The 25,799-nt window shown below is 69.9% G+C and carries 23 protein-coding genes; 21 read left to right on the top strand and 2 right to left on the bottom strand.

Annotated features, from left to right (window positions below):
- The first annotated feature begins 12 nt into the window (after window positions 1-12).
- Window positions 13-462: a nuclear transport factor 2 family protein gene (locus MKD38_RS10415; RefSeq protein ID WP_252676519.1), complete on the top strand. Its 450-nt coding sequence runs from the start codon at window positions 13-15 to the stop codon at window positions 460-462.
- A 91-nt stretch (window positions 463-553) separates the two neighbouring features.
- On the opposite strand, the gene MKD38_RS10420 is transcribed toward MKD38_RS10415, so the two are convergent.
- On the bottom strand, window positions 554-1,420 hold the full coding sequence (locus tag MKD38_RS10420; RefSeq protein ID WP_252676521.1) for an SDR family NAD(P)-dependent oxidoreductase: 867 nt from the start codon (window positions 1,418-1,420) through the stop codon (window positions 554-556).
- A 262-nt stretch (window positions 1,421-1,682) separates the two neighbouring features.
- On the opposite strand from MKD38_RS10420, the gene MKD38_RS10425 reads away from it, so the two are divergent.
- From MKD38_RS10425 to MKD38_RS10520, 20 genes are all read left to right on the top strand, one after another.
- Window positions 1,683-2,579, top strand: a complete 897-nt coding sequence (locus tag MKD38_RS10425; protein WP_252676523.1) for a VOC family protein — start codon at window positions 1,683-1,685, stop codon at window positions 2,577-2,579.
- Window positions 2,580-2,594: 15 nt separating this feature from the next.
- Window positions 2,595-3,485 (top strand): CoA transferase subunit A, encoded by an 891-nt coding sequence (locus MKD38_RS10430; protein ID WP_252676525.1) that lies wholly within the window; start codon window positions 2,595-2,597, stop codon window positions 3,483-3,485.
- 15 nt (window positions 3,486-3,500) lie between these two features.
- Window positions 3,501-4,301 carry a CoA-transferase subunit beta gene (locus MKD38_RS10435; RefSeq protein ID WP_252676527.1) on the top strand — a complete coding sequence of 267 codons (801 nt, stop codon included), beginning with the start codon at window positions 3,501-3,503 and terminating at the stop codon, window positions 4,299-4,301.
- A gap of 7 nt (window positions 4,302-4,308) precedes the next feature.
- Complete coding sequence (locus MKD38_RS10440; protein WP_252676529.1) at window positions 4,309-5,199, top strand: enoyl-CoA hydratase; 891 nt, start codon at window positions 4,309-4,311, stop codon at window positions 5,197-5,199.
- 8 nt (window positions 5,200-5,207) lie between these two features.
- A complete protein-coding gene (locus tag MKD38_RS10445) occupies window positions 5,208-6,290 on the top strand; it encodes an NAD(P)H-dependent flavin oxidoreductase (protein ID WP_252676735.1) in 1,083 nt (360 codons plus the stop codon).
- Window positions 6,291-6,314: 24 nt separating this feature from the next.
- Window positions 6,315-7,109 (top strand): enoyl-CoA hydratase family protein, encoded by a 795-nt coding sequence (locus MKD38_RS10450; protein ID WP_252676531.1) that lies wholly within the window; start codon window positions 6,315-6,317, stop codon window positions 7,107-7,109.
- Entirely contained in the window at window positions 7,099-8,265 is a 1,167-nt protein-coding gene (locus MKD38_RS10455; protein WP_252676533.1) for an acyl-CoA dehydrogenase family protein, read from the top strand. The genes MKD38_RS10450 and MKD38_RS10455 overlap by 11 nt, the downstream gene beginning before the upstream one ends.
- 20 nt (window positions 8,266-8,285) lie before the next feature.
- Complete coding sequence (locus tag MKD38_RS10460) at window positions 8,286-9,359, top strand: acyl-CoA dehydrogenase family protein (RefSeq protein WP_252676535.1); 1,074 nt, start codon at window positions 8,286-8,288, stop codon at window positions 9,357-9,359.
- A 29-nt stretch (window positions 9,360-9,388) separates the two neighbouring features.
- Entirely contained in the window at window positions 9,389-10,540 is a 1,152-nt protein-coding gene (locus MKD38_RS10465) for an acetyl-CoA C-acetyltransferase (protein WP_252676737.1), read from the top strand.
- Window positions 10,541-10,550: 10 nt separating this feature from the next.
- A complete protein-coding gene (locus MKD38_RS10470; protein ID WP_252676537.1) occupies window positions 10,551-11,426 on the top strand; it encodes an SDR family oxidoreductase in 876 nt (291 codons plus the stop codon).
- Window positions 11,427-11,437: 11 nt separating this feature from the next.
- The gene (locus MKD38_RS10475; protein ID WP_252676539.1) at window positions 11,438-12,586 is read left to right on the top strand and encodes an acyl-CoA dehydrogenase family protein; all 1,149 of its coding nucleotides are present in this window, start codon (window positions 11,438-11,440) and stop codon (window positions 12,584-12,586) included.
- Window positions 12,583-13,785, top strand: coding sequence for an acyl-CoA dehydrogenase family protein (locus MKD38_RS10480; RefSeq protein WP_252676541.1), 1,203 nt, complete (start codon window positions 12,583-12,585; stop codon window positions 13,783-13,785). Before MKD38_RS10475 ends, MKD38_RS10480 begins: the two co-directional genes overlap by 4 nt.
- Window positions 13,782-14,585 carry an SDR family oxidoreductase gene (locus MKD38_RS10485; RefSeq protein WP_252676543.1) on the top strand — a complete coding sequence of 268 codons (804 nt, stop codon included), beginning with the start codon at window positions 13,782-13,784 and terminating at the stop codon, window positions 14,583-14,585. The genes MKD38_RS10480 and MKD38_RS10485 overlap by 4 nt, the downstream gene beginning before the upstream one ends.
- A 10-nt stretch (window positions 14,586-14,595) precedes the next feature.
- Complete coding sequence (locus MKD38_RS10490) at window positions 14,596-15,051, top strand: MaoC family dehydratase (RefSeq protein WP_252676545.1); 456 nt, start codon at window positions 14,596-14,598, stop codon at window positions 15,049-15,051.
- Between the two features lie 15 nt (window positions 15,052-15,066).
- Window positions 15,067-16,269 (top strand): acetyl-CoA C-acyltransferase, encoded by a 1,203-nt coding sequence (locus tag MKD38_RS10495; RefSeq protein ID WP_252676548.1) that lies wholly within the window; start codon window positions 15,067-15,069, stop codon window positions 16,267-16,269.
- Between the two features lie 176 nt (window positions 16,270-16,445).
- Window positions 16,446-17,408 carry a WD40/YVTN/BNR-like repeat-containing protein gene (locus MKD38_RS10500; protein WP_252676550.1) on the top strand — a complete coding sequence of 321 codons (963 nt, stop codon included), beginning with the start codon at window positions 16,446-16,448 and terminating at the stop codon, window positions 17,406-17,408.
- 28 nt (window positions 17,409-17,436) lie between these two features.
- The gene (locus MKD38_RS10505; protein ID WP_252676552.1) at window positions 17,437-19,890 is read left to right on the top strand and encodes an efflux RND transporter permease subunit; all 2,454 of its coding nucleotides are present in this window, start codon (window positions 17,437-17,439) and stop codon (window positions 19,888-19,890) included.
- 22 nt (window positions 19,891-19,912) lie between these two features.
- Complete coding sequence (locus MKD38_RS10510; protein ID WP_252676554.1) at window positions 19,913-21,154, top strand: NADH:flavin oxidoreductase; 1,242 nt, start codon at window positions 19,913-19,915, stop codon at window positions 21,152-21,154.
- A 75-nt stretch (window positions 21,155-21,229) separates the two neighbouring features.
- The gene (locus tag MKD38_RS10515) at window positions 21,230-22,306 is read left to right on the top strand and encodes a 3-ketosteroid-9-alpha-monooxygenase, oxygenase component (protein ID WP_252676556.1); all 1,077 of its coding nucleotides are present in this window, start codon (window positions 21,230-21,232) and stop codon (window positions 22,304-22,306) included.
- A 2-nt stretch (window positions 22,307-22,308) separates the two neighbouring features.
- Complete coding sequence (locus MKD38_RS10520) at window positions 22,309-23,100, top strand: SDR family oxidoreductase (RefSeq protein WP_252676558.1); 792 nt, start codon at window positions 22,309-22,311, stop codon at window positions 23,098-23,100.
- 80 nt (window positions 23,101-23,180) lie between these two features.
- Here the strand turns inward: MKD38_RS10520 and MKD38_RS10525 are convergent, their stop codons facing one another.
- Complete coding sequence (locus MKD38_RS10525) at window positions 23,181-25,568, bottom strand: arylsulfatase (protein WP_252676560.1); 2,388 nt, start codon at window positions 25,566-25,568, stop codon at window positions 23,181-23,183.
- Window positions 25,569-25,799: the final 231 nt, after the last annotated feature.

The raw sequence follows: 25,799 nt of genomic DNA on the forward strand, positions 1-25,799 counted from the left end.
GGGGAACACGACATGACGGACATGAAGTCACTTGCCGAACGGCTGGACCGGCTCGAGGCCGCCGATGCGATCCGCGCGCTCAAGCTTCGCTACCTGCGCGCCTGCGACGACAAGAACCCCGAGGCCATGCGGGCGTGCTTTGTCGCCGAGGGCGCGCATATCCACTATGACCGGATCGGGACCTTTGCGGGACGCGATGCGCTGGTGCAGTGCTTTGCAGAACTGGCCTGCCGGCCTACGCTGCGGGAGATGCACTTCGCGGGGCAAGGGGATATCCGCGTGCGAGACGATGGCACGGCCGAGGGCAGCTGGGATCTGGCTTACCTGGCGCTGGATGATGCCGGCGGGACGCGGACTTTCCTGACTGGGCGCTATGTGGATGTGTATGTGAGGGTGGAGGGGGCCTGGGTGATTCGGTCGACGGTATTCACTACGGGGTTGTTGTCGATGGGGGCTGGCTGACGTTCGCCGATTGTTTGCTCCCCTCTCCCGCTTGCGGGAGAGGGGCCGGGGGAGAGGGCAGGCGCGTCCAATACGCCAGTGCCTCCGACCCCTATTCCACGATCGCCGGATGCACCGCCGGCGGGCCGCCCAGCGCCTGCCGGTACGACGGCGGCTGCACCCCCTCCGCATCGACGATGCCATAGGCCAGCGCCGACTCCGCCCCGATCAGCACCTGCCCGGACTTCTCCATCAACGCCGGATCCCGATACAGTGCGTCGATAATGCGCTCCGTGAACTCCGGCGTCTCCGCCACCGGCGCGAAGTCCGCGTACTTGTCCGGATGCTGCTCCCATACCCGCAGCGTGCGCGCGGTGCGCAGCGGTCCCATCCACAGCGACACCGCAGCCACGCCATAAGGCCGCAGGTCCACCGCCATGTCATGCGCGAACTTGTCGATGCCGGCCTTCTGCGCGCCGTAGGCCGGCCCATGCATATAGCAGTTGGCGCCGAAGGAAGAGGTGAACACGATCAGCCCGCGCCCCTGCGCCGCCATCACTGGCGCGGCGTGCCAGCTGGCGACATAGCCGGAACGCAGCCCCACGTCGAGGATGCCGGCCATTTCCAGCGGCTTCTGCCAGAACGGCCCCGGCTGGATCAGCTGGTCATGCAGGAAGGTGGCGTTGTTGACCAGGATGTCCAGCCGTCCCGCCTCTTCGCGCACACGGCGGAACAGCGCAGCGACCTGGGCGTCGTCGCCGTGGTCGCAGGCGACCGCGATGCCGCGCCCGCCGAGGGCATCGATCTCGCGCGCGGTGGCGTGGATGGTGCCAGGCAGCGGCGCGCTGCCCTCCTGTTCGGTGCGGCCGGTGACATACACCGTGGCGCCCGCCGCACCCAGCGCCAGCGCAATGCCGCGGCCGGCGCCGCGCGATGCGCCGGTGACCACGGCGACGCAGGCTTGTCCTGATTCCGTCATCTCTGCTCCTCTGTGTAGGGGTCTGTCCCGCGCAGAGGGTGCGGCCAGCGCACCGCACGCACATCACTCGTTCGGACTACCCCGTACTACGCCCACAGGCAGGCCGCCAAGCCCCGCGTGGCGATACCGGCTAGTCCGCCAGGACGATGCACCAAGTGCCCGCACACGAAAGAATCGGTCCCATCGACAGGCTGCAGCCGCGCCGCAGCCGCCCCGTTCGACACTCACATCGAACCCCCACATCGAACCAGAGGAGACCGGCATGTTGGACATTCGTGCGCTTGGCTACATCGTGGTCGAGTCCACCGACATCGGGCAATGGCGAGACTATGCCGAGCAGGTGCTCGGCATGACCTGCGCCGGCGCCCCCGGCGGTGCGCTGTACGTGAAAATGGATGAGCGCGACTACCGCTACCTGGTGGTGCCGGGGGTGCGCGACCGCTACCTGGCATCGGGCTGGGAGCTGGCCGACGAGGCGGCCTACCGCCATGCGCTCGAGACGCTGCGCCAGGCCAACGTCGAGGTCGTGCAGGCCAGCGCCGCCGAACTGGCGCAGCGCAGGGTGCAGGCGATGGCGTGGTTTGCCGATCCGTCCGGCAACCGCCACGAGGTCTCGTGGGGCATGCGTTCCGACTTCCTGCGCTTTGTCTCGCCGGTGGGCGTGCCACGCTTCATCACGGACCCGATGGGCGCGGGCCACACCGTGCTGCCGGCACCGGCCTTCGACCGGACCTATGCCTTCCTGCGCGACGTGATGGGCTTCGGCCTGTCCGACATCTATCGCGTGCGCTTCACCAGCGATCCCAACGAGCCGGAAAAGCGCATCCACTTCCTGCATTGCGCCAATGCGCGCCACCACAGCCTGGCGATCTTCGAGATGCCGTCCGAGGCCGGCTGCATCCACGTGATGGCCGAGGTGCCCGACATGGCCGAGGTGGGCCGCGCGCTGGACCGGGTGCAGCAGCACGGCGTGAAGCTGTCGGCCACGCTGGGGCAGCACTGCAATGACCGCATGACTTCGTTCTACATGAAGACCCCCGGCGGCTTCGACCTCGAGTTCGGCCACGGCGGGCTGGAGGTGGACTGGAGCCGCCACGCCGCCTACGAGGCCACGCGGGTAAGCCTGTGGGGCCATGACTTCAGCATCGGATACCGCTAAGCGCGGCACAGACCTATGACCAAGACCATCGACAAGACCATGAGCGCGGCCGACGTGGTCGGCCAGCTCGCCGACGGCATGACCATCGGCATTGGCGGCTGGGGCCCGCGCCGCAAGCCCATGGCGCTGGTGCGCGAGATCCTGCGCTCGCCGCTGAAGGACCTGACCGTGGTGGCCTACGGCGGCCCCGAAGTGGGCATGCTGTGCGCTGCCGGAAAGGTGCGCCGGCTGGTGTTCGGCTTTGTCTCGCTCGACGTGATCCCGCTCGAGCCGTACTTTCGCCAGGCGCGCGAGCGCGGCCTGCTGGCGGTGACCGAGCTGGACGAAGGCATGCTGCAGCTGGGTTTGCGCGCCGCCGCGGCGCGCCTGCCGTTCCTGCCGACGCGCGCCGCGCTGGGCACCGACGTGCTGGACCGCAACCCGCACCTGAAGACCGTCCGTTCGCCTTACGACGATGGCGAAGTCCTGCTGGCGATGCCGGCAATCCCGCTGGATGCGGCGCTGCTGCACGTGAACGAAAGCGATGTGCTGGGCAACACCCGCATCGACGGCCCCGATCCGTTCTTCGATGAGTGGTTCGCGCGCGCCGCGCAGCGCTGCTATGTCAGCTGCGAAACGCTGCACCCGCGCCTGGAAGACACCGAGCTCGCGCGCGCCCGCAACAACCCGTTCGAGCGCGCGCTGGTGACCGGCGTGGTGCACGCGCCGGCGGGCGCCCATCCCACTTCGTGCGCGCCGGCCTATGGCTGGGACCTGCCAGCGCTGAAGTCCTATTGCGCCAGCGCCGACGCGGAAGACGGCTTCCGCGCCTACCGCGACGAGGTGGTGGGCGACAGCGAAGCGCATTACCTGGCGTGCATCGGCGGCCCTGGCCACGTGCACGATCTGCCGCTGCCCGTACTTTGATCCCAAGGAGCGACCGTGAGCGCCACTTATGAATTTACCCGCGCCGAGCTGATGATCGCCGTCGCCGCCCGCGCCTGGTGCGACGACGGCGAGGTGCTGGCCACCGGCATCGGCACCGGCCCGCGCATCGCCGCCGGCCTGGCGCGGCTTGCGCACAACCCCGGCCTGCTGCTGACCGACGGCGAGGCCTACCTGGTGGAAAGGCCGGTGCCGCTGGGTCCGCGCGAGCCGGATTACCAGGTGCGCGCCAGCGGCTGGATGGGCTATGCGCGCGTGTTCGACTGCCTGTGGGGCGGGCGCCGCCATGCGCTGGTGATGCCGACGCAGATCGACCGCTTCGGCCAGGCCAATATCTCCTGCCTGGGCGGCACCCATGCGCAGCCCAAGACCCAGCTGCTGGGCGCGCGCGGCTTTCCCGGCAACAGCATCCATCACGCCAATTCGTACTTTGTGTCGGGACACAGCACGCGCTCGTTTGTCGCCGGCGAAGTCGACATGGTCTGCAGCGTCGGCTACAACCCGGCGCGCCAGATCGAAGGCATGCGCAGCTTCGTCGACCTGCGCGTGATCGTCACGGACCTGTGCGTGATGGATTTCGGCGGACCGAACCACGCCATCCGCGTGCGCTCGCTGCACCCGGGCGTCAGCCTGGAGCAGGTGCAGGCCGCCACCGGCTTTGCGCTGGCCAACACGCCCGGCGAAGCGCTGCCAGAGACGACGGCACCGACGCCGGAAGAACTGCGGCTGATCGCTCAGCTCGACCCGCACAACCTGCGCGCCGCGATCGTGCGCGGCAACCCTTCCGGACGCGCCTGAGACTGCCATGACATCGCCTGCCATCGAACCCATCAGCCTCGGTCCGAACGCCGAGGTGCTCTACCAGGTCGCCGACGGCATCGCCACGGTGACCATGAACCGGCCGCAGTTCCACAACGCGCAGAACTCTAAGATGACATATGCGCTGGACGAGGCCTACCGGCGCGCCGCCGCCGACGACGCGGTCAAGGTGATCGTGCTGCGCGGCGCCGGCAAGCACTTCTCCGCCGGGCACGACATCGGCACGCCAGGGCGCGATATCAACGAGACCTTCGAGCGTGCCTCGCTCTGGTATGACCACGTCAACAAGCCCGGCGGCGAGTTCCTCTATGCGCGCGAGCAGGAGGTCTACCTGGGCATGTGCCGGCGCTGGCGCGAGCTGCCCAAGCCGACCATCGCCATGGTGCACGGCGCCTGCATCGCCGGCGGGTTGATGCTGGCCTGGGTGTGCGACCTGATCGTGGCGTCCGACGATGCCTTCTTTGCCGATCCGGTGGTGCGCATGGGGATTCCCGGCGTCGAGTATTTCGCGCATGCGTATGAGCTGCACCCGCGCATCGCCAAGGAATTCCTGTTCCTGGGCGAGCGCATGGGCGCCGAGCGCGCCGAGCGCATGGGCATGGTCAACCGCGTGGTGCCGCGCGACGCGCTCGAGGACACGGTCTACGGCATGGCCGCCAAGGTCGCGCAGATGCCGCGGCTGGGCCTGACGCTGACCAAGCAGGCGGTCAATCACGTGGAAGACCTGCAGGGCAAGCGCACCGCGATGGATGCGGTCTTTGCCTGGCACCACTTCGCGCATGCGCACAACGAGCTGGTCAGCGGCGACAAGCTCGGCGGCTACGACGCGCGCGCGATGGCGGCGTCGCAACGTACCGGCAGCGAGGACAAGGCATGAACCCCGGCATGAGCACCGCGAGCCTGCACACGGTGCTGTGCGAGCTGCTTGGCTGCCGCTATCCAATCGTGCAGACGGCGATGGGGTGGGTGGCGGACGCCAAGCTGGTGGCCGCCAGCGGCAATGCCGGGGCCTTCGGCTTCCTGGCCGGCGCCACCATTCCGCCGGGCGAGGTCGAACGCGAAATCCTGCGCGTCAAGGCGCTCAGCGACCGGCCCTTCGGCATCAACTTCCACATGTTCCAGCCCAACGCGCACGAGGTCATCGAGATGGCGATCCGCCACCGGCTGCGCGCGGTCAGCTATGGGCGCGGCCCGGACGCGAAGATGGTCGGCCGGCTCAAGGCGGCGGGCATCGTCTGCATGCCGACGGTGGGAGCGGCCAAGCACGCGGCCAAGGCCGTCGAAATGGGCGCGGACGTGGTCACGGTGCAGGGCGGCGAGGGCGGCGGCCATACCGGCGGCACGCCGACCACGCTGCTGCTGCCGCAGGTGCTGGACAGCGTCAGCGTGCCGGTGGTGGCGGCGGGCGGCTTCTTCGACGGCCGCGGGCTGGCCGCGGCGCTGGCCTACGGCGCCGCCGGCGTGGCCATGGGCACGCGCTTCCTGATGTCGGCCGAGTCGCCGGTGCCGGCGCAGACGCTGGAGCGCTACGTCAAGGTGCGTGACGCTGGCCAGATTCGCGTCTCGCTGGCGATCGACGGGCTGCCGCAGCGGATGATCGACAACGACCTGCTGGTCGGACTGGAACAGGCCGGCCCGCTGCGCCGCACGTGGCTGGCGCTTGCCGCCGCGCGCAAATGGCAGGCGCGCACCGGCATGCGCAGCACGCAGCTGCTGGCAACGGCCTGGCGCGCGATGCGGGAGCAGGACTACAGCGTCGCGCAGACGCTGATGGCCGCCAATGCGCCGGTGCTGATCCAGCGCGCGATGGTGGAAGGGTGCCCCGATGAAGGGGTGCTGCCCAGCGGGCAGGCCGCCGCGGCGATCGGCGCGATCGAATCGTGCGAACAGATCGTGGCCGGCATGGCCGCCCAGGCGCAGGCACGGCTTGCGGTGCTGGCCGGGACGGGCCTGACTGCAGCGGCTTGACCGACAGACTGAGGACATCGACAAATGAACAACAAGACCGCGCCATTCCACATTGAAAGCGCCGACGGCATCGCCGAGCTGGTGATCGACCACCCGCCCGTCAACGCGCTCGACAACGCCGGCTGGCATGCGCTGGCCGCGGCCATCGACCGCCTCGGCGCCGATCCCGCGGTGCGCGTGATCGTGCTGCGCGGCGAAGGCCGCGGCTTCTGCGCCGGAGTCGACATCAAGGAGCTATCGGCGCATCCGGAACGCATCGTCGGCGTCAATGCCGGCAACTACGCCACCTTCCGCGCCGTGCACCGCAATCCCAAGCCGGTCATCGTCGCCGTGCACGGCTTCGTGCTGGGCGGCGGCATCGGCATCTGCGGCGCCGCCGACATCATCGTGGCATCGGAGTGCGCGCGCTTTGGCGTGCCCGAGATCGACCGCGGCGCCATGGGCGGCGGTGCGCACCTGCAGCGCATGTTCGGCGTGCAGAAGGTGCGGGCGATGTACTTCACCGGGGAGATGATCGACGCCGCCGAGGCCTACCGGCTGGGCGCGGTCGAGCGCGTGGTGCCGCGCGCCGGACTGCGCGACGCCGCCATGGCGCTGGCGCGCCAGATCGCGGCCAAGAGCCCGGCCATGCTGCAGCTGGCCAAAGAGGCGCTCAACGGCGTGGAAGACGGCAACCTCGAAGACAAGTACCGCTGGGAGCAGGGCTTCACGCTGCAGGCATACATGAGCGCCGATTCCGGCGAGGCGCGCGCGGCCTTTGTCGAAGGTCGCGAGGCCTCCTTCGCCGCAGTGGAGCATGGAGCCCGCGATGCAGCTTGAATACACCGACGCCCAGCGCGCCTTCCGCGCCGAGGTGCGCGACTGGATGGCCGCGCACGTGCCGCGCACGCCGCTGGAAAGTTTCGATACCGAGGCCGGCTTTGCCCAGCACCGCGCCTGGGAAGCCACGCTCAACCAGGGCCGCTGGAGCATGGTCACGTGGCCGGCGGAGCTGGGCGGGCGCGGTTGCGACCTGATCGAGTGGCTGATCTTCGAGGAAGAGTACTGGCGCGCCGGCGCGCCGATGCGCGTCAACCAGAACGGCATCTTCCTGCTGGGCCCCACGCTGATGGAATTCGGCACCGAGGCGCAGAAGGCGCGCTTCCTGCCGCGCATGGCCGCCGGCGAGCATATCTGGGCGCAGGGCTGGTCCGAGCCCAACGCCGGCTCCGACATGGCCGCGATCCGCTGCAGCGCGATCCGGCAGGGCGATGACTACGTGATCAACGGCCAGAAGATCTGGTCGACGCGCGCGGTGTGGGCCGACTGGCTGTTCGGCCTGTTCCGCACCGACCCGGCCTCGACGCGCCATCACGGGCTGACCTTCGTGCTGGTGCCGCTCGACACGCCTGGCATCACCGTGCGCCCGATCCGCCAGCTCAACGGCCAGACCGGCTTTGCCGAAATCTTCTTCGACGACGTGCGCGTGCCGGTGGAAAACCGGCTGGCCGCAGAAGGCGCCGGCTGGCAGGTGGCAATGGCCACCGCCGGCTTCGAGCGCGGGCTGATGCTGCGCTCGCCCGCCCGCTTCCAGGAAACCGCGCGCGCGCTGGTGCGGCTGTACCAGGCCAACCGCGAGGCCGCGGACCGCGACCCGTCGCTGCGCGAAGCGGTGCTGCGCGCGTGGATGGATGCCGAGGCCTACACGCTGTCGACCTACGCTACCGCGAGCCGGCTGGTAAAGGGCGGCCACATCGGCGCGGAGTCGAGCACCAACAAGGTGTTCTGGTCCGAGCTGGACATCCATATGCACGATACCGCGCTGGCCATCCTGGGGCAGGCCGCCGAAGTCGCGCCCGCCGGCCAGCCGCCGGGTTCGCTCGGCCACTGGCTGGACGGCTTCCTGTTCGCGCAGGCCGGGCCGATCTATGCCGGCACCAACGAGATCCAGCGCAACATCGTCGCCGAGCGCCTGCTCGGCATGCCGCGCGCATGACGGCACCCCGGGGAATAGACATGGATTTCGCATTGACCGAAGAGCAGGAACAGTTCGCCGAGGCGATCCGGCGCTTCCTGATGACCGAGATGACGCCGGAACTGACGCGCGAGCTGTGGGCCACCGAAACCGGCCGCTCCGATGCGCTGTGGCGGCAACTGGCCGACCAGGGCATGACCGCCGTGATGGTGCCGGCGGAGCAGGGCGGGCTCGGCCTGGCCGAACTCGAATGGGCACCGCTGGCACAGGCGTGCGGCTATTTCGCGCTGCCGGAGCCGCTGCTCGACACGGCGCTGGTGGCGGCCGGGCTGCTGCGCGATGCACTCGATGCCGCGCCGGACGACGCAACGCGCGCGCGCTGCGCCACGCTGCTGGAACGCATCGCCGCCGGCGACGCCCGCGTGGCGGTGGCGCACCCGCAGGACCGGCTGGTGGCGGACGCCCATGTCGCCGACGCCATCCTGTGCGCGCATGAAGGGGCCGTGCACCTGCTGCGGCCCAACCAGGCCACGCTGACCGCGCGCACCGGTCTCGATCCTTCGCGCCGGCTGTTCGAGCTGGCGTGGACGCCGAGCGCCGAAACCGAGCTGGTGCCGGCCGGAGCTGGTGCTGGCCTGTGGGACGCGGCGCTGAACCGCGGCGCGCTGGGCGTGGCCGCGCAGCAGTTGGGCCTGACCCTGCGCATGCTGGACCTGGCGATCGACTACAGCGCGCAGCGCAAGCAGTTCGGCAAGGCCATCGGCGCCTACCAGGCGGTCAAGCACCTGCTGGCCGACGTGGCGATCCAGCTGGAGTTCGCCAAGCCGGTGCTGCTGCGCGCCGCCGCGGCGCTGGCGCATGGCCTGCCGCATGCCGGCCTGCATGTTTCGCATGCCCGCGTCGCCGCCGCGCGCTGCGCGTGGAGCGCGGCACGGCAGGCGATCCAGGTGCATGGCGCGATGGGCTACACCTGGGAGCTGGACCTGCAGATCTTCACCAAGCGCGCCTGGGCCCTGGCGGGAAGCTGGGGCGACCGCGCGTTCCACAAGGCACGCCTGGGCGCGCACATCCTGGATGGCGAGCACGCCATCGGCGCCGGCGCCACCTTTGCCTGAATGGCCCGATCCCAAGGAGACCAATGACCATGAAACACGCCTATATCGTTGATGCCCTGCGCACCCCCACCGGGCGCCGCAAGGGTGGACTGTCGCACCTGCACGGCGCCGACCTGGGCGGCTTCGTGCTGGCCGAGCTGGTGCGCCGCAACGGCATCCCGGCAGAGGACTATGACGACGTGGTGTTCGGCTGCGTCGACACCATCGGCCCGCTGGCCGGCAATATCGCGCGCAGCGCGTGGCTGGCAGCAGGCCTGCCGCTGACGGTGCCGGGCGTGACGGTGGACCGCCAGTGCGGCTCGTCGCAGCAGGCCGTTCACTTCGCCGCGCAGGCGGTGATGAGCGGCACGCAGGACGTGGTGATCGCCGGCGGCGTGCAGACCATGACGCAGGTCCCGATCTCGTCGGCGATGCTGGCCGGGCAGGCGCTGGGCTTTGCCGACCCGTTCTCGGGCAGCAAGGGCTGGCAGGCGCGCTTCGGCGATGCGCCGGTGTCGCAGTTCCACGCGGCGCAGCGGATTGCCGAGCACTGGAAGCTGTCGCGCGAGGCAATGGAGGCGTATGCGCTGGAGAGCCACCAGCGCGCGGCCGCGGCGATCGAGGGCGGCCGCTTCGCGCGCGAGATCGTGCCGTGCGAAGGCGTGACCCGGGATGAAACCCCGCGTCCCGATACCACGCTGGCCAGGATGGCGGCGCTGGAGCCGCTGATGCCGGGCAGCTCGCTGACCGCTGCCGTGTCCAGCCAGACCGCCGATGCCGCCGCTGCGCTGCTGATCGTTTCCGAGGACGCGCTCAAGCGCTACGGCCTGACGCCGCGCGCGCGCATCGCCCATATGAGCGTGCTGGGCGACGACCCGCTGTGGATGCTGACCGCACCGATTCCGGCGACGAAGCGCGCGCTGGAACGCAGCGGCCTGCGCCTGGCCGATATCGACGTGGTCGAGATCAACGAAGCCTTTGCCTCGGTGGCGATGGCGTGGCTGGCCGAGACCGGCTATGCGCCGGAGCGCACCAACCCCAACGGCGGCGCGATCGCGCTGGGCCACCCGCTCGGCGCCACCGGCGCGCGCCTGATGACCACGCTGCTGCACGAACTGGAACGCACCGGCGGCCGCTATGGGCTGCAGACCATGTGCGAGGGCGGCGGGCTGGCCAACGTCACCATCATCGAACGGCTGTAAGGAGAGCGCCATGGGAATCTGCAAGGGACGCACCGTCATCATCACCGGCGCCGGCGGCGGGCTGGGCCGTGCCTATGCGCTGGCCTTCGGCGCCGAGGGCGCCAACGTGGTCGTCAACGACATCCGGCGCGACGCGGCCGAGGCGGTCTGCGCGGAGATCCGCGCCGCCGGCGGCAGTGCGCTCGCCAGCGATGACGACATCACGCAGCTGGCCACCGCGCAGCGCATCGTCGATGCCGCGGTCGAGGCCTATGGCGAGGTCCACGTGCTGGTCAACAACGCCGGCATCTGCCGCGACCGCATGTTCGTCAGCCTGACCGAGGCCGACTGGGACAATGTCATGCGCGTGCACCTGCGCGGCCACTTCTGCCTGGCCAACCTGCTGGCGCGGCGCTGGCGCGATGCGGCCAAGGCCGGCCGTGCGGTCGATGCGCGCATCATCAACACCAGCTCCGGCGCAGGCCTGCAAGGCTCGGTGGGGCAGTCCAACTACGCCGCCGCCAAGGCCGGCATTGCCGCGCTGACGCTGGTGCAGGCGGCGGAACTGGGCCGCTACGGCATCACTGCCAATGCGCTGGCGCCGGCCGCGCGCACCGGCATGACCGAAGACGTGTTCGCCGACATGATGAAGGCGCCGGAAGGCGGCTTCGACTACTACGACCCGGCCAACGTTGCGCCGCTGGTGGTGTGGCTGGGCAGCGCGGATTCCGCCCAGGTCAACGGGCGCATGTTCGAGGCGGCCGGCGGCATGGTGTCGGTGGCAGACGGCTGGCGCACCGGTCCGAAGGCCGACAAGGGCGGGCGCTGGCAACCGGCCGAAGTGGGTGCGGCGGTGGCGGGGCTGCTGGCGCAGGCGCAGCCGCCCCAGGCGGTCTACGGCAGCTGAGCGCGACGGCCATGGACTTCTCCTTCTCAGTCGAACACCAGATGGTCCGCGACAGCGCGCGCGACTACCTCGCCGCGCACAGCGATTCGGCGGCGGTGCGGCGCGTGACCGAGGCGGGTCCGGCTCACGACCACGCCCTGTGGCAAGCGATTGCGGGCGAGCTTGGCTGGTGCGGCATCGCGCTGCCTGAGGCCGTGGGCGGCGCAGGCCTGGGTGCGCCCGGGCTGGTGCTGCTGCAGGAGCAGCTGGGCCAGCGGCTGGCGTGCGTGCCGTTCTGGTCGACGGCATGCGTGGTGGCGCCATGGTTGCAGGGCAGCGTCGGCCACAGTGGACCGTGGCTGGAGCGGCTGGCCGCGGGCGAGTGCCGCGCCGCGGCGGTCCTGCCGGACGATGGCGGCTGGCACTACGACGGTGTCCCGGTCACTGCGCAGGCAGGAGCGGACGGCTTCGTGCTGCGCGGCAGCGCCGCCCAGCTGGCCGATGCCGCCGGGGCCGACTGGCTGCTGGTGCCGGCGCGGCTCGACGATGGCGAGCCGGCGCTGTTCCTGCTGGAGCCCGCCGCGCTGGCGCAGGATGCGCGCTTCGCCATTGCGCCGCTGGACACGCTCGACCGCACGCGGCCGCTGGCGTCACTGCGGCTCGACGGCGTGGCCGTTGCCGCCAGCGCCTGCCTGGCGCGCGGCGACGCCGCCGTCCAGGGCCTGGCCCAGGCGTGGTGGCACGGCAAGCTGATGCTGGCCGCCGAGCAGCTCGGCGCCGCGCAGCAATGCCTGGACCTGACCGTCGCCTATGTGGCCGAGCGCATCCAGTTCGGCCGCGCCATCGGCTCGTTCCAGGCGGTCAAGCACCGCTGCGCGCAGATGATGGTGCAGGTCGAGGCGGCGCGCTCGGCGGTGTATGGCGCGGCGCAGGCGTGGGAGGCGGGCGCCATGCCCGACGCGCGCCTCGAGATCGCCGCGGCTGCCGTCGCGGCCGACGAGGCGCTGCGCTTCGGCGCGCAGGATGCGATCCAGTTGCATGGCGGGGTCGGCTTCACCTGGGAATACGACCCCCAGCTCTATTTCAAGCGCGCGCAGGCCGCCAGCCACTGGCTGGGCGGCGCCGGCGTCGCGCTTGCCTACATCGCCGCCAACGGCCCGCAGGCATGGAGGACAGCATGAAAGCGAATGAAGAGTCGGCATTCCGGGCCGAGGTGGCGCAGTGGCTGGCCGACAACCTGGCCGGCGAATTCGAATGCCTGAAACACCGCGGCGGCCCCGGCGACGAAGAAGCCTATCCTCAGCTGCGCAAGGCATGGGAACGTCGCCTCGCCGAGGGCGGCTGGACCGGGCTGGGCTGGCCGCGCGCGCAGGGCGGGCGCGAACTGCCGGTGATGCAGCAGGTGATCTTCCACGAGGAATACGCGCGCGCCGGCGGTCCGGGCCGCATGGGGCATATCGGCGAGGGGCTGATCGGCCCGACCCTGATCGCCTTCGGCACCGAGGACCAGAAGGCGCGCCTGCTGCCCGGCATTCGCAACGGCACCACGTTCTGGTGCCAGGGCTATTCGGAGCCCGGCGCGGGCTCGGACCTGGCCAACGTGCGCACGCGCGCGGTGCGCGATGCCGCCAGCGGCGACTGGCTGGTCAGCGGGCAGAAGGTATGGACCTCGCTCGCGCATGAGTCCGACTGGATCTTCGTGCTGGCGCGCTGCGAGCCCGGCTCGCGCGGCAGCAAGGGTTTGATCTTCCTGATGCTGCCGCTGGACCAGCCTGGCATCGAAATCCGCCCGATCCGCCAGATGGGCGGCGGGGCGGAATTCAATGAGGTCTTCTTCGACGGCGCGCGCGCCGCGGCCGCCGACGTGCTGGGCGAGCCCGGCGACGGCTGGCGTATCGCCATGGCGCTGCTCGGCTTCGAGCGCGGCATTTCCACGCTCGGCCAGCAGATGCAGTTCACGCATGAGCTGGAATGGGTGGCGCAGGCCGCGCGCGACAACGGCAGCAGCCGTGACGCGCTGGTGCGCCAGCGCATCGCGCGCGCCTGGGCCGGCCTGCGCGTGATGCGCGCCAACGCGCTGCGCATGCTGGCCGGTGCGGCCCAGGCAAGCGAGGACGGCGGCACCGCGCTGCAGCGCGAGGCGCTGATCTACAAGTACTACTGGTCCAACTGGCACCGCGACCTGGGGCAGCTGGCACTGGACGTGCTGGGCCCGCTTGCCAACGTGCTGGACCCGGCCGACACGCGCCGCACGCGGCTGCAGCAGATGGCGCTGTTCTCGCGCGCCGACACCATCTACGCCGGCACCAACGAAATCCAGCTCAACATCATCGCCGAACGCGGGCTGGGCATGCCGCGCGAGGCCAGAGGACGGTCATGACCCTTCATGCAGAAACCCCCAGCGCCCCGGCCTATGTGCCGGGCCACCAACTGCTCGCCGGCAGGAGCGTGCTGATCACCGCCGCCGCCGGCGCCGGCATCGGCTTCGCTGCCGCGCGCCGCTGCGCGGAGGAGGGCTGCCGCGCGCTGATGATCTCCGACATCCATCCCAAGCGGCTCGACGAGGCGGTCGAACGCCTGCGCGCGGAAACCGGGCTGCAGGCTATCCATGGCCAACTCTGCGATGTGTCCGACGAAGCGCAGGTGCGCGCACTGGTGGCCGCGGCGGAAGAGGCACTCGGCGGCACCGACGTGCTGATCAACAACGCCGGCCTGGGCGGCTCGCGCCGCCTAGTTGATATGGACGATGCCGAGTGGTCGCGCGTCATCGATATTTCCCTTACCGGCACCTTCCGCATGACGCGCGCGATGCTGCCGCACATGCAGGCGCGCGGCCGCGGCGCCATCGTCAACAACGCGTCGGTGCTGGGATGGCGGGCACAGAAGGAGCAGTCGCACTACGCCGCGGCCAAGGCCGGGGTGATGGCGCTGACGCGCTGCAGCGCGATGGAGGCCGCCGAGTTTGGCGTGCGCATCAACGCGGTGGCGCCGAGCATCGCGCTGCACGACTTCCTGAAGAAGTCGGCGCCGGCGGACCTGCTGCGGCAGCTGAGCGAGCGCGAAGCCTTCGGGCGCGCGGCGGAGGTGTGGGAGGTGGCCAATGTGATGGTGTTTCTGGCCAGTGATTATGCGTCGTATATGACTGGGGAAGTGCTGCCGGTCAGTAGTCAGAGGGCTTGAGGAAACAGCAATGCCAACAATCTTCCGCTGCGCCGAAGACATCCACGCCGCCGTCGGCCACCACCTCGGCGCCAGCGCCTGGACCCGCATCACCCAGCAACAGGTCGACCAGTTCGCCCATGCCACCGGCGACCACCAGTGGCTGCACGTCGAGCCCGAACGCGCCGCGCAGGGTCCCTACGGTGCCTGCATCGCGCACGGCTACCTGACGCTGGCGCTGGTCAACCAGTTCTTGCCCGAACTGGTCGCCGTCGAGGGCATGAAGTTCGGCGTCAACTACGGCTGCGACAAGGTGCGCTTCCCGGCGCCGGTGCGCGTCGGCGCGCGCGTGCGCGGCGTGGGCGAGGTGGTGCGGGCCGAGACCCTGGATGGCGGCGTGCAGTCGGTGGTGCGCATGACCGTCGAGATCGAAGGCGAGCCCAAGCCCGCCTGCGTGGCTGAGACCATCAGCCGCTACTACTTCTGAACAGGAACCCACAGCATGAAAGACGCAGTCATCGTCGCCGTCGCGCGCACTCCCATCGGCAAGGCCTTCCGCGGCGCCTTCAACGATACCGAAGCCCCGGTGCTGGGCGGCCACGTGGTGCGCGCGGTGGTGGAGCGCGCCGGCGTGGACCCGGCCGAGGTCGACGATGTGCTGATCGGCGCGGCCGCGCAGCAGGGCACCCAGGGCTACAACCTGGGCCGCCTGAGCGCGGTGGCGGCGGGCCTGCCCGACAGCGTGCCGGGCATGACCATGGACCGCATGTGCGGCTCCGGCCTGATGACGATCGCGGCCGGTGCGCGCGCGATTCAATGCGGCGAGGCCGACATCATCGTCGCCGGCGGCGCTGAGTCGATCTCGCTGACGCAGAACAAGCACAAGAACAGCTATCGCGCCCAGTCCGAAGCGGTGCTGGCGCGCCAGCCGGCGGCCTACATGGCGATGATCGAGACCGCCGAGGTGGTGGCGCGCCGCTACGGCATCAGCCGCGCCGAGCAGGACGCCTACGCCTGGCGCAGCCAGCAGCGCACTGCCGAAGCACAACGGCGCGGCGCCTTCGATGACGAGATCGTGCCGTTGGAAACGCGCCGCGCGCTGTTCGACAAGGCCGGCGCGCTGACCGGTCACGAGACCGTGCGGCTGGCGCAGGACGAATGCAACCGGCCCGACACCACCGCTGCCAGCCTGGAGGCGCTCAAGCCGGTCTGGAGCGGCGGGCAGGCCGTGGCCGCGGGCGAGCACATCACCGCCGGCAATGCCTCGCAGCTGTCCGACGGCGCCGCCGCGGTGCTGCTGATGAGCGCCGACGAGGCACGCCGCCGCGGCTTGCGACCGCTCGGGCGCTACCGCGGCATGGCGGTGACCGGCTGCGCGCCGGACGAGATGGGCATCGGCCCCGTGTTCGCGGTGCCGAAGCTGCTGGCGCGCCATGGCATGACGGTGGCCGACGTGGGCCTGTGGGAGCTGAACGAAGCCTTTGCCTGCCAGGTGCTGTATTGCCAGCAGAAGCTGGGCATCCCCGATGCGCGGCTGAACGTCAACGGCGGCGCCATTTCGATCGGCCATCCGTTCGGCATGTCGGGCGCGCGCATGACCGCGCACGCGTTGATCGAAGGCCGGCGCCGCGACGTGCAGCAGGCGGTGGTGACGATGTGCATCGGCGGCGGCATGGGGGCGGCGGCGCTGTTCGACGTCCTGTAGGAACCGCTGGTTTTCTCCCCTCTCCCATTTATGGGAGAGGGGCGGGGGAGAGGGCGGGAGCATCGACGAAGTGAAGTGCGTCGGTATGCCGGCGCCTGCCCTCTCCCCCGGCCCCTCTCCCGCCAGCGGGAGAGGGGAGCAAACAAACAACATCACTCCAACCCGGAGGAGACATCATGAAACGACTGCTCGGCATCGCCATGTCGCTGGCCGTGCTGGCCACCGCGGTATGGGCCTTCGCGCCGCGTCCGCTGCCGCCGTTCCCGGCCACTGCGCTGCGCCCGGACGGCCTGCAGGTCAACGGCATCGCCCGCGCCGGCGAGCGCCTGATCGCGGTCGGCGAGCGCGGCAAGATCCTGTTCAGCGATGACCTGGGGCGCAGCTGGCGCCCGGCAGCGGTGGATAAGCCGCAAGGCGCCACGCTGACGCAGGTGGCCTTTGCCGACAGCCGCCGCGGCATCGCGGTCGGCCACAGCGGTCAGATCCTGCGCACCGAAGACGGCGGCGCGCACTGGCAGCAGGTTGCGTTCGATTCGGAATCGTCCGACCCCCTGCTGGGCGCGCTGGCCCAGGCCAGCGGGCCGTGGTTCGCGGTGGGCAGCTTCGGCCGTTTCCTGATGTCGCGCGACCAGGGCCGGCACTGGGAAGAGGCCGGCGGCAAGGCCATGCAGGACCGCCACCTCAACGCCATCGCCAGCGACGGGCAGGGGCGGCTGATGCTGGTCGGCGAGGCCGGGCTGGTGCTGCGCTCGACCGACGGCGGCAGCCAGTGGGAGCCGGTCAAGACCCCTTATGAAGGCTCGCTGTACGGCGTGCTGCCGCTGCGCGACGGCGCCTGGCTGGCCTACGGCATGCGCGGCAACGCCCTGCGCAGCGAAGACTTCGGCACCACCTGGCGCGCGGCGCAGACCGGCCTCAGGACCTCGTTCTTCGGCGGCGCCGAGCTTGCCGACGGCCGCATCGTGCTGGCCGGGCAGGGCGGCGTGCTGGTGATGTCCGCCGACGGCGGACGCCGCTTCACCGCGCTGCCGGCGGGCAGCCCGCAGACCCTGGCCGCGCTGGCCGCCACCGCCAAGGACACGCTGGCGCTCGGCGGCAATGGCGGCCTGGCCGGCGCCACGCTCGCCGCCAATCCCTGAACCCGACCGACCGGACGCGAGAACGATCATGACCCGCCCCCAATCCCCCGGCCGCCTGGGCCGCTTCGTCGACGCCTGCGCCGGCGTGCTGATGCGCCGGCGCCGCCTGCTGCTGTTGCTGTGCCTGGCCGTGACTGTGGCGCTGGGCGTTTCCGCCACGCGCCTGCGGCTCGATCCCGGCTTCAACAAGATGATCCCGCTGCAGCATCCGTACATGCAGGTGTTCACCAAGTACGCGAGCACCTTCTCCGGTGCCAACACCGTGCTGGTGAGCCTGCGCTGGAAGGGCGACGGCGACATCTACAACGCCGCCTTCATGGACAAGCTGCGCCACGCCACCGATGAAGTGTTCTTCATCCCCGGCGTGGACCGCTCGCGCGTGTTCTCGCTGTTCACGCCCAACGTGCGCTACACCGAGGTCACCGAAGCCGGCTTTCGCGGTGACGTGGTGGTGCCGGGGCGCTTTTCTGGCGCGCCGGACGAACTCGACAAGGTGCGGCGCAACGTGGCCCGCTCCGGCCAGATCGGCCGGCTGGTCAGCAATGACCTGAAGTCCGCGCTGATCCGCGCGGAACTGCGCGAGACCGACCCGGCTACCGGCAAGACCATCGACTACGGCTCGGTGGCGCGCCAGCTCGAGAAAATCCGCGCGCAGTTCGGCGGCACCGATGTCGAAGTCAATATCGTCGGCTTCGCCAAGCTGGTGGGTGATGTCGAAGACGGCATCGCCGGCGTGATGGGCTTCTTCGCGCTGGCCTTTGCCGTCACCGCGCTGCTGCTGTGGCTGTACACGCGTTCGCTGCGCATCACCGCGCTGGCACTGGTGGTGGCGCTGCTGCCGGTGGCCTGGCTGCTGGGGCTGCTGCCGCTGCTCGGCTACGGCATCGACCCGATGTCGATCCTGGTACCGTTCCTGATCTTCTCGATCGGGGTCTCGCATGCGGTGCAGATGACCAATGCGTGGAAGCAGGAGGTGGCGCAGGGACACGGCCCGCTCGACAGCGCCAGCGCGGCCTTCCGCAAGCTGTTCATCCCCGGCACCGTGGCGCTGCTGACCAATGCGCTGGGCTTCATGGTGATCATGCGCATCGAGATCGATATCGTGCGCGAACTTGGCATCACCGCCTGCCTGGGTGTGCTGCTGATGATCGTGACCAACAAGGTATTCCTGCCGATCCTGCTGTCGTACACGCGGCTGGAGCCTTCGGCGCTGGCGCGGGCAACGCGGGCATCGCACGCAACGGGACAGGGCAGCCTGTGGCACAGGTTCGGCGCGCTGGCGCGGCCGGCGCCGGCACTGGGCGTGTTCGTCGCGGCGCTGGCGCTGCTGGCCTACGGCGCGATCGAGTCGCGCGACCTGAAGATCGGCGATGTCGGCACCGGCGCGCCGGAGCTGCGCGCGGATTCGCGCTATAACCGCGACAGCGCCAGCATCGTCAGCCAGTACAACATCGGCTCGGATGCGCTCACCGTGGTGGTCGAGCCCACCGGCTTCGACGATGGCTGCCTGCACTACCCGGTGATGAGCGCGGTGGAGCGCTTCGAGATGCATATGCGCGGCGTGTCCGGGGTGCAGTCGGTGGTCAGCGTGTCGTCGCTGGCCAAGGTGGTGATCGGGGCCTACAACGAGGGCAATCCGCGCTGGGAGGCGCTGCCGCGCAACAGCGCCGGCCTGAGCCAGGGTGCCAAGGCCTTCGACCCGGACAACGGCATGAATACGTCGAACTGCCAGGCGATCCAGGTGCTGATCTACACCGCCAACCACGAAGGCGCGACCATCGCCCACATCATCCGCGAGATCCGCCGCTTCGAGGCCAGCGACAAGACCCCCAACGTGGCCTTCCGCCTGGCGGGCGGCAATATCGGCGTGATGGCGGCAACCAACGAGGCGGTGGAAGAGGCCGAGGTGGCGATGCTGCTGGCGATCTTCGGCGCGATCACGCTGCTGTGCCTGCTGACCTTCCGCTCGTGGCGCGCGGTGCTGTGCATCATCGTGCCGCTGACGCTGGTGTCGGTGCTGTGCAATGCGCTGATGGCGCGCCTGGGCATCGGCCTGAAGGTGTCGACGCTGCCGGTGATCACGCTGGGCGTGGGCGTGGGCGTGGACTACGGCATCTACCTGTACGAGCGCATCCAGCACCAGATCCGCGAGGAAGGGCAGGCGCTGCCGCAGGCGTTCGCCGAGGCCATGCGCCAGCGCGGCTCGGCGGCGCTGTTCACGGCGCTGACGATGTGCATCGGCGTGGGCACGTGGGCCTTTGCCGCGCTCAAGTTCCAGGCCGACATGGGCATCCTGCTGGCGTTCATGTTCCTGGTGAACCTGTTCGGCGCGGTGTCGCTGCTGCCGGCGCTGGCAGCGTGGCTCGGCGTGGAGCAGGAAGAGCGGGCCCGTGCCAGGGGCGCGGCCGCCAGACCAGTTGGGGCTGCCAGCGGCGCAGAGTCGGGGCCGGTGGCGCATGGTCTGAAGTCAGACGCGGTCTGATCATCGCAACCGGAGAGACTGCATGCCCGGGACCCAGACCTCCGCGGCGCCGGCCTTCACGCCGCTTCGCCTCGGCCCGCTGACGCTGCGCAACCGCTTTATCAAGGCCGGCGCGAATGAAGGCATGACGCCGCAAGGCCTGCCGACCCGGGCGCTGGTCGAACATCACCGCGCCATGGCGGCGGGCGGCGTGGGCATGACCACGGTGGCCTACGCGGCGGTCGCCGACGACGGGCTGACCTTCGCGCACCAGCTCAGCATGCGCGCGGAGCAGGTGCCGCACCTGCGCGTGCTGACCGACGCGGTCCATCGCGAAGGCGCGGCGGCCTGCCTGCAGATCACGCACGCGGGCTCGTTCACCACCATGCGCCACGGCGGCAGCCGGGCGCCGGGCAGTGCCTCGTCGGGGCTCAATGCCTTCGGCATGATGCACGGCGTGTATTTCCAGCGCGCCATGCGCGCGCCGGACATGGAGCGCGTGGCCGGCCAGTTTGCCGCGGCGGCGCGGCTGGCGCGCGACGCCGGCTTCGACGCGGTCGAAATCCACATGGGACACGGCTACTTGCTCAACCAGTTCCTGTCGCCGCTGAGCAACCGGCGGCGCGATGGCTTCGGCGGCAGCGTGGAGAACCGGACCCGCTTTCCGGCCGCGGTGCTGCGCCGGGTGAAGGATGCGGTCGGCGCCGACCTTGCGGTGTGCTGCAAGCTCAGCGTCAGCGACGGCGTGCCGGGCGGCAACCAGCCCGCCGACTCGGCGCTGACCGCGCGCCTGCTGGAAGGCGGGGGCGCCGACCTGCTGACCCTCAGCGGCGGCCGCAACGTGGAAAGCCCGTGGGCGCTGTTCGGCAGCCCGATGCCGACCGCGCAGATGAAGGCCGCGGCACCGACCGCGCTGGCGCGCCTGGGCATCACCATGCTGGAACAGCGCACGCCGCGCGACCTGGCCTTCCGCGAACTGTATTTCCTCGAAGCCTCGCGCGTGGTGCGGCAGGCGGTGCGGATGCCGCTGGCCTATATCGGCGGGGTCAAGTCGCTCGACAACGTGGCGCAGCTGATGGGGGAGGGCTTCGACGCCGTCGCCCTGGCGCGAGCGCTGATCCACGACCCGGCGCTGGTCGCCGGCTGGCGCGCCGGCACGTTGCGGCGCTCGGCCTGCGACAGCTGCAACGGCTGCGTCGCGCGCATCTACGACCCCGCCGGGGTCAGCTGCGTGCATGGCCCCGGCAACGACCCGGCGCTGACCCGCATGGTTGCGCTGCAGTAGTCCGATGGGACGATGAGGGCCGGGCCCGACGCCCCTATCTTGAAGGTCCCACGGGATTTCAAGGAGACAGACGCCATGAGCGTACAAGGCTACAAGATCGAATCGCGCCCGCCCGAGGCCCGCTACGCGCGCGGCTGGCATTGCCTGGGCCTGGCCGACAGCTACCGCGACGGCAAGCCGCACACGCTGGACATCTTCGGCAGGCGCCTGGCGGCATTTGCCGACTCGACCGGCGCCATCCGCGTGATCGACGGCCACTGTCCGCACATGGGCGCCGACCTCAGCACCGGCACCGTGCAGGGCGACAACCTGGTGTGCCCGTTCCACGGCTGGCAATGGGGCGGCGACGGCGGCTGCAAGTCCATCCCCTATTGCAAGCGGGTGCCGCCCAAGGCGCGCATCGGTGCCTGGGAGACCTGCGAGCAGAACCGCCTGCTGTTTATCTGGCACGATCCCGAAGGCCGTCCGGCACCGCCGGAAGTGGCGATCCCGCGCATCGATGCCTGCTTCTCCGACGAGTGGTCCGACTGGGCCATGGACGAGATGGTGATCCAGACCAACTGCCGCGAGCTGGTCGACAATATCTCCGACATGGCGCATTTCGGCACCGTCCATGGCGCGCCGGTGGACTACTTCGCCAACCTGTTCGAAGACCACAAGGCCACGCAGCTGATGATCGGGCGCAGCGCGCGGCTCTCCGGCGACTCGCAGCTGACGGCGCTGTCCACGTACTTCGGTCCGGCCTACCACATCACCGACATGAGCGGCCGCATGGGCGACCAGGAGATCCATTCGGTGCTGCTGAACTGCCATGTGCCGATCGACCTGAACAGCTTCGTGCTGCGCTATGGCGTGCTGGTGAAGAAGGTCCCCGGCCTGTCGGATGAACAGAACCGCGCCATGGCGCAGGCCTATGTCGACCAGGCCCGCGCCGCGTTTTACGAGGACGTGGCGATCTGGGACAACAAGATCCGCATCGACAACCCGCTGCTGTGCGAAGGCGACGGGCCGATGTACCAGATGCGCGACTGGTACCAGCAGTTCTATACCGACGTCGAGCAGGTGCGGCCGTCCAGCGTCGCGCGGCGCGTGGTCGAGATGAACCCGGGCAACATCGAGCCGCCGGCGCTGCGCCACGTGTTCGAGGACTGACCATGAGAACCGTGGTCATTACCGGCGCCGCTTCCGGCATGGGCGCGGCGGTGCGCCGGCGGATGCTGGCCGACGGCTGCCGCGTGATCGGCGTCGACCTGCGCGATGCCGACGTGCAGGCCGATCTGTCCACCACGCAGGGCCGCGCCGCGGCGATCGATGCCGTGCTGTCGCAGTCGGGCGGCCGCATCGACCAGCTGGTCTGCTGCGCCGGCCTGGGCCCGCATGTCGACCCGGCCACGCTGGTGGCATCGGTCAACTACTTCGGCGTGGTGGCGTTGCTGGATGGCTGGTTCGACGCGCTGCGCGAGGGCACGCAGCCTTGCGCCGTGGTGGTGTCTTCGAACTCGGCGACGCTGCAGTCATGGGACGGCAGCCCGCTGCGCGATGCCTACCTCGCCGGTGACGAGGCCGGCGTGCTGGCCATGCTGGCCGCCGCCGCGCAGGCCGAAGCCACGCGCGACCAGGCCGGATACATCGCCTACGCCAGCTCCAAGCATGCGGTGACTGCCGCGGCGCGGCAGCGGGCGGCGGCGTGGGGAAGGGCCGGAGTGCGCCTCAATGTGGTGGCGCCGGGCGCGGTGGAAACGCCGTTGCTGCAGGCCGGCCTGAACGATCCCCGCTATGGAGACGCCATCCGCGATTTCCTGCCGCCGCTGGGCCGCCGTGCGCAGCCTGAGGAGGTGGCCGCGCTGATCGCCTTCCTGTGCGGGCCGCAAGCGGCCTACATGCACGGCAATGTGGTGTTCATCGACGGCGGCCTCGATGCCGTGCAGCGTCCGCTGACGTTCTGACCCGTTCGGATCCGTTCGGATCCGTTCTGATCCGCGCTCCCGCCGCGCCCGGCGGCGGGAGCGAGGTGGACTAGCGCAGGTCAATCGTGACGTTGTCGATTTCGCCGGCGAAGCGGTAGTCGCGCGGATAGTCCGACCGGTGACTGGCTGTCGGTGCCAACATCGAACGGCTCGCTGATCGAAAACAGCGCCGGCACGGTCCGCTCGATGCTGGCCTGGCCCGCGGGGCGGCCGTTGACCAGCAGCGTTGCCACGCCGGCCTTGCCGCGCCCTTTGCCGTCATAGGCAAAGTCCACACGAACCTCGGCATCCCCTGCTGGCAGGCGCACGTCGCTGCTCAGCGTCGTACGCTTGCCGGCGAACACATAGGTGTACACGGGCAGCCCGCGCTCGTTCACGTACAGTGCCCAGCCTGAACCGGAACCGCCTTGCGCGGCAAGCACGCCCTGCGCGCCGGCGGCGGGCACCCGCACCCTTGCAGTGATGGTGTGGGAGCGGTTCTTCAGGTTTGGCGCACTGGCTTCATTGATGCCGACCGCGCCCGGGTAGTAGACAAAGCGGTTGCGTCCCGCGGTCAGGCTGGGGCGCAACTGCGCCTGTCCGGCATCGTTGGTCAGGGACAGGCGCTCGGCGAAGCGGTCGTCCAGCGGCAGGACCTTGTTGCTGGCTGCTTGCTGCCAGAACAGCCGCTGCAACTGCCGGAGCTTGGCGGGATGCTGCGCGGCGAGGTCATGCGCCTGCGTGAAATCCTTGTCGAGGTGATAGAGCTCCCACCGCTCGGTACCCAGCGCGTTCGGGCCCCTGGCCATGACGTTCCACGGCATGTGCGCCGGCCGGGTCGATGCCATCCAGCCATCCTGGTAGATCGCGCGGTTGCCGACCATCTCGAAATACTGGGTGCGGCGGCGTGGCGAGGCATCAGGGCCTTCAGGGGCATCAAAGGTGTAGAGCAGGCTCTGTCCATCCACGCGCTGCTGGGCGACACCGTTGACCTGCTTCGGCACGGGAATCCGTGCCGCTTCCAGGATGGTCGGCATCAGGTCGCTGACATAGCTGAACTGGGAGCGCAGTCCGCCCGGCGAACGCATCCGAGCCGGCCAGCTGATCACCATCGGATTGCGGGTCCCGCCAAGGTGGGAAGCGACCTGCTTCATCCACTGGAAGGGCGTATTCATGGCCCACGCCCACGGCGAGGCGTAGTGCGGCAGGGAGGCGGGGCTGCCGATATCGTCGAGGCGCCCGGCTATGACGGCGGGATCCTCGGCGACGCCGTTGAAGCTGTCGATCTCGTGGAAGTGGCCATGCAGGCCGCCTTCGGCGCTGGCGCCGTTGTCGCCGACGATGTAGACAAAGAGCGTGTTGTCGAACTGCCCCATGCGTTGCAGGGAAGCGGCCAGGCGTCCTACCTGGGCATCGGTATGGGCCAGGAAGCCCGCATACGTTTCCATCAGGCGCGCCGCGACTTTTCTTTCATCGGGGGAAAGGCCGTCCCATGCGGGCAACTCCTTCGGCCGTGGTGTCAGCACGGCATCGGCGGGCACCACGCCTTGCGCTTTCTGCCGCGCGAAGATCTCTTCACGCACCTTGTCCCAGCCCTGGTCGAAGCGTCCCTTGAAGCGATCGATCCATGGCCTGGGCACTTGCAGCGGCGCGTGCGTGCCGCCGGGTGCCCAGTACACGAAGAAGGGCCTGTCCGGCGCGACCGATTTTTGCTGCTGCATCCAGTCGATGGCGTGATCGGCCAGGTCTTCGGTCAGGTGGTAGCCGGCCCGGTCGGGCCGGCGTGCCGGTGCGGTGTTGTCGACCAGCGCGGGCTCGTACTGGTCGGTCTCGCCCCCAAGGAAGCCGTAGAAGCGCTCGAAGCCCTGCCCGGTGGGCCAGTGGTCGAACGGCCCGTTGAAGGATGACTCCCACACCGGAGTGTTGTGCCACTTGCCCCATGCCGACGTGGCGTAGCCGTGCTGCCGCAGGATCTCCGCGACGCTGGCGGCGCTCCTGGGGATGTAGCCAAGATAGCCGTCGTACGGCGTGCTCAGTTCACTGACCACGCCCCAGCCGACCGCGTGCGGATTGCGGCCGGTGAGCAGCGCGGCGCGCGTGGGGGAGCACATGCCCGTGGTGTGGAAGCGGTTGTAGCGCTGGCCGCGGCTGGCAAGTGCATCGAGTGCCGGCGTGGGGACCAGGCCGCCGAAGGTGCCGGCGGCGCCGAAGCCGACATCGTCAAGCAGCACCACCACCACATTCGGCGCACCCGCCGGGGCCTTTTGCCACTGGCGCGCCGGCGCGGTCGAGTCCTTGAAGGTGTGGCCGATGATGCCGGGGGTCGTCTTGATGTCGGGAAGCGGCAGGGTCAGCCCGCTGGCATCCGGCAGGGTGCCGGCGTGTGCCGGGGCGGTCACGGTCGAGTAAAGCAGGGCAAGGCAGGCAAGGGCGCCGGCCTTCAGCCGGGAAGGTGCTGGTGGACGCATTGACGGAATCTCCAGGCGAGGTTGTGCCGGTAGACGATATGCGGGGGCGCCGTCGGCGCACCACCTCGGAATGGAGTAGACGGCCCCTGCCGACATGGACGATGCGGGGGCGAGGGGAACGAGGGGGCGAGGAGGGATTAGGGGCGGGGATGCCGGCATGCCTTCGGGTGAACGCCAATAGCGCTCGCCACGGCGTGCGTGGAACAATCCCGTCGGCAAATTTTTACCTGG

It is taken from the genome of Cupriavidus sp. WGlv3, from assembly GCF_023952475.1.
Classification (GTDB): Bacteria; Pseudomonadota; Gammaproteobacteria; order Burkholderiales; family Burkholderiaceae; genus Cupriavidus; species Cupriavidus phytorum.

Coding starts and splice junctions, on each gene's coding strand:
- MKD38_RS10415 (WP_252676519.1), top strand. CDS start 13: ATGACGGACATGAAGTCACTTGCCGAACGGCTGGACCGGCTCGAGGCC.
- MKD38_RS10420 (WP_252676521.1), bottom strand. CDS start 1,420: ATGACGGAATCAGGACAAGCCTGCGTCGCCGTGGTCACCGGCGCATCG.
- MKD38_RS10425 (WP_252676523.1), top strand. CDS start 1,683: ATGTTGGACATTCGTGCGCTTGGCTACATCGTGGTCGAGTCCACCGAC.
- MKD38_RS10430 (WP_252676525.1), top strand. CDS start 2,595: ATGACCAAGACCATCGACAAGACCATGAGCGCGGCCGACGTGGTCGGC.
- MKD38_RS10440 (WP_252676529.1), top strand. CDS start 4,309: ATGACATCGCCTGCCATCGAACCCATCAGCCTCGGTCCGAACGCCGAG.
- MKD38_RS10445 (WP_252676735.1), top strand. CDS start 5,208: ATGAGCACCGCGAGCCTGCACACGGTGCTGTGCGAGCTGCTTGGCTGC.
- MKD38_RS10450 (WP_252676531.1), top strand. CDS start 6,315: ATGAACAACAAGACCGCGCCATTCCACATTGAAAGCGCCGACGGCATC.
- MKD38_RS10455 (WP_252676533.1), top strand. CDS start 7,099: ATGCAGCTTGAATACACCGACGCCCAGCGCGCCTTCCGCGCCGAGGTG.
- MKD38_RS10460 (WP_252676535.1), top strand. CDS start 8,286: ATGGATTTCGCATTGACCGAAGAGCAGGAACAGTTCGCCGAGGCGATC.
- MKD38_RS10465 (WP_252676737.1), top strand. CDS start 9,389: ATGAAACACGCCTATATCGTTGATGCCCTGCGCACCCCCACCGGGCGC.
- MKD38_RS10470 (WP_252676537.1), top strand. CDS start 10,551: ATGGGAATCTGCAAGGGACGCACCGTCATCATCACCGGCGCCGGCGGC.
- MKD38_RS10475 (WP_252676539.1), top strand. CDS start 11,438: ATGGACTTCTCCTTCTCAGTCGAACACCAGATGGTCCGCGACAGCGCG.
- MKD38_RS10480 (WP_252676541.1), top strand. CDS start 12,583: ATGAAAGCGAATGAAGAGTCGGCATTCCGGGCCGAGGTGGCGCAGTGG.
- MKD38_RS10485 (WP_252676543.1), top strand. CDS start 13,782: ATGACCCTTCATGCAGAAACCCCCAGCGCCCCGGCCTATGTGCCGGGC.
- MKD38_RS10490 (WP_252676545.1), top strand. CDS start 14,596: ATGCCAACAATCTTCCGCTGCGCCGAAGACATCCACGCCGCCGTCGGC.
- MKD38_RS10495 (WP_252676548.1), top strand. CDS start 15,067: ATGAAAGACGCAGTCATCGTCGCCGTCGCGCGCACTCCCATCGGCAAG.
- MKD38_RS10500 (WP_252676550.1), top strand. CDS start 16,446: ATGAAACGACTGCTCGGCATCGCCATGTCGCTGGCCGTGCTGGCCACC.
- MKD38_RS10505 (WP_252676552.1), top strand. CDS start 17,437: ATGACCCGCCCCCAATCCCCCGGCCGCCTGGGCCGCTTCGTCGACGCC.
- MKD38_RS10510 (WP_252676554.1), top strand. CDS start 19,913: ATGCCCGGGACCCAGACCTCCGCGGCGCCGGCCTTCACGCCGCTTCGC.
- MKD38_RS10515 (WP_252676556.1), top strand. CDS start 21,230: ATGAGCGTACAAGGCTACAAGATCGAATCGCGCCCGCCCGAGGCCCGC.
- MKD38_RS10520 (WP_252676558.1), top strand. CDS start 22,309: ATGAGAACCGTGGTCATTACCGGCGCCGCTTCCGGCATGGGCGCGGCG.
- MKD38_RS10525 (WP_252676560.1), bottom strand. CDS start 25,568: ATGCGTCCACCAGCACCTTCCCGGCTGAAGGCCGGCGCCCTTGCCTGC.